Below are 2,101 nucleotides of genomic sequence, written 5' to 3' on the forward strand. Positions count from 1 at the left end.
CCCGAAAGCACCCCCGGACCTCCCCGACGATCACGCCGTGTCATGACACGATTGCGCCATGTGCGGCAGCCTCCCGGAGATCCCCCCGTCCGTTCCGACGCCCCCTCCCACCGGTTCCCGGGAGGGCCGGACGATCCCGGCCCGTCCGCGGGGACCGCGGAGCGGCTTCCGCCGCCCGCGCGCCTTCCCGGGGGTGCCCGTCCTGCTCGCCGTGCTGCTCACGCTCGGCTGTTCCGGCTCCGGCCCCACCGGCGGGGCCTCGCCGGGGAGCGGGCCCGGCAGCAACGGCGGCCCCGTCCCCGCCGACGAGGCCGAGGACACGGGAAGCGCGCGGATCCCGGTGGACGAGGAGCTGTGGGTGGACCCGGACAGCCCCGCGGCCCGGCAGATCGCCGAGTGGCGGGCCGAGGGCCGCGACGAGGACGCCGAGACCCTGCGCCTGCTGGCCGAACAGCCGCTCGCCGAGTGGCCGCCCGGCGAGGGCGGTGACCCGGGTCCGCGGATCCGCGAGGTGGCGCGCGCCGCCGGCGCGCAGGAGCGCACGGCGGTGTTCGTCGCCTACAACGTCCCCCACCGCGACTGCGGCCAGTACTCGCGCGGCGGCGCCGTGGACGGGGACGCGTACCGGTCCTGGATCGGCTCCTTCGCCGACAACATCGGCGACGCGGAGGCCATCGTGATCCTGGAGCCGGACGCCGTGCCGCACATCGTGGACGGCTGCACCGCGCCCATCCACCACGAGGAGCGGTACACCGCCCTGTCCGAAGCGGTGGACCGGCTCGGGGCCCTGCCGCGCACCCGGGTCTACATCGACGCCGGCAACCCCACCTGGATCACCGACCCGGCCGAGCTGGTGGAGCCGCTGCGCCGGGCGGGTATCGACCGGGCGGACGGCTTCGCGCTGAACGTCTCCAACTACCGCACCACCGAGGAGGTCGTCGCCTACGGCCGGGAACTGTCCGGGCTGCTGGGCGACGCCCGCTTCGTGGTGGACACCAGCCGCAACGGCAACGGTCCGCTGGAGGGCGATCCGGCGGAGGCGTGGTGCAACCCGCCGGGCCGCGCCCTGGGCACCCCGCCCACCACGGAGACCGGCGACCCCCTGGTCGACGCCCACCTGTGGATCAAGCGACCGGGTGAATCCGACGGCGAGTGCCGGGGCGGGCCGGCGGCCGGGGAGTGGTGGCCGGAGTACGCCCTGGAGCTGGCGCGCGGCGCCCGTCACTGACCGGGCCCGAGGGGGGCGGCCCCGCGGCCCCGGTCAGGACCACCGGAAGAAGCGGGCCGCCCCCGCCCCCGCGAGGAGGGTCGCCCCGACCAGCGCGAACAGGTGTCCCGCCGCGACGGGCGTGCCGACCCACGCCGCTCCCAGCACCTCCACCGAGGCCCCGAAGGGGAGGAACTCCCCGACGGTCGCGACGGGATCCGGCAGGTTCTCCCGGGGGCCGAACATCCCCCCACCGGCCCCCATGCCGAGGAAGAGCACCAGACCGATCGCGACGGCGGCGTTGGTCGTCGGGGCGACCGCCGCGACGAGCGTGCCCACCGCGTACAGCGCCGCGACCACCGGCACCAGCAGGGCGACGGCGCGCAGGGGCTCCGCCGGCGGGGTGGCGTCGAAGGCCGCCACCGCGACCCCGACGGCCACCGCCGCCCCGAGGAGGGTCTGCGCCGCGCCGACCAGTGCCTGGGCGATCAGCACCATCGCCGGGTGGGCGGGGGTGACGCCCAGCCGGCGCAGCACCCCCGAGCGCCGGTGGTGGGCGAGGAAGCTCGGCATGTTCACCACGCCGACCATCGCCACCACCACGGTGAGGGTGAGCGGGAGCACGTACACGTCGAACACCGTGCGCCCGTCGGTGCCCGGGATCACCTCGCCGCCGCCGTCCCCGAGGCCGTTCATGACGAGGATCAGCAGGGGCAGGCCGAGCGGGACGACCAGGCCGGCGGTGTCGCGGACCACCATCCGGGCCTCGGCCCCGATCAGCGCGAGCCAGGCCCGGGGGCCGGGACGGAGCGGGGCGATGGCCGTGCCGGTCGGGAGGTCGTCCCGGTCGGCGGCGGGACGGCCGGTGGAGCGGTCGGTGGCTGTCTCTTATAC

At 76.5% G+C, this 2,101-nt stretch carries 2 protein-coding genes; one reads left to right on the forward strand and one right to left on the reverse strand.

Going from position 1 to position 2,101, the window contains the following annotated elements; genetic code table 11:
• Positions 1 to 193 precede the first annotated feature (193 nt).
• Positions 194 to 1,228 carry a glycoside hydrolase family 6 protein gene (locus tag FOE67_RS23750; protein ID WP_323385380.1) on the forward strand — a complete coding sequence of 345 codons (1,035 nt, stop codon included), beginning with the start codon at positions 194 to 196 and terminating at the stop codon, positions 1,226 to 1,228.
• Between the two features lie 33 nt (positions 1,229 to 1,261).
• Here the strand turns inward: FOE67_RS23750 and FOE67_RS23755 are convergent, their stop codons facing one another.
• The gene (locus FOE67_RS23755) at positions 1,262 to 2,026 is read right to left on the reverse strand and encodes an ABC transporter permease (protein ID WP_323385382.1); all 765 of its coding nucleotides are present in this window, start codon (positions 2,024 to 2,026) and stop codon (positions 1,262 to 1,264) included.
• Positions 2,027 to 2,101: the final 75 nt, after the last annotated feature.

Source organism: Streptomyces calidiresistens (assembly GCF_014141525.1).
GTDB lineage: Bacteria > Actinomycetota > Actinomycetes > Streptomycetales > Streptomycetaceae > Streptomyces > Streptomyces calidiresistens.